The sequence below is a fragment of the Methylobacterium sp. J-030 genome, from assembly GCF_022829545.1.
GTDB lineage: Bacteria > Pseudomonadota > Alphaproteobacteria > Rhizobiales > Beijerinckiaceae > Methylobacterium.
Genome location: NZ_JAKSYM010000128.1, coordinates 1 through 553, shown reverse-complemented (window position 1 = coordinate 553; position 553 = coordinate 1). Strand labels below are relative to the sequence as shown.

General features: G+C 68.2%; 1 pseudogene. It reads left to right on the top strand.

The window, feature by feature from the left end:
* Nucleotides 1-480 (top strand): annotated as a pseudogene (locus MKK75_RS07050) (hypothetical protein); the annotation flags it as partial.
* Nucleotides 481-553: the final 73 nt, after the last annotated feature.

Sequence of the window (553 nt, the reverse complement as noted above, 5' to 3'; positions counted from 1 at the left end):
GGTATGACGTTGGCGATCGGGCACGCGGAGGGTGAACGCGCGATCCTCGACGCGGTGCGCGAGATCCGCTCGGTCTCGGCCGACGCGATCGTGGAGGAGTTCTCGACCCTCTGCAAAGCCTCCGGTGTCAGACAGGTCGTGGGCGACCGCTATGCCGGCGAGTGGCCGCGGGAGCGCTTCCAGATGCGCGGGATCACCTCCGAGGTCTCGGAGCGTTCGAAGTCCTACATCGACCGCGAGTTCCTTCCGCTGCTGAACAGTCGTCGGTGCCGGTTGCTCGACGTGCCGAACCTCCAACAGCCGCTGGTCTCGCTGGACCGGCCCACTACCCGCCGCCGCGGCAAGGACATCATCCACCACCCGCAGATGAAGGGTGCCCACGACGACGTGGCGAACGCGGTCGCGGGCGTGCTGGTGAGCCTGCAGAAGCAGCCCGGCGACTACGACCCGGACATGTGGGCGAGGCTGCTCGATGACTAGCGCCCCCGCCCGTCGAGCCACGGTTATCAGCCACGACCGATCGGGTGCGGGTCTGTCTCCCCGCTCCCCGATG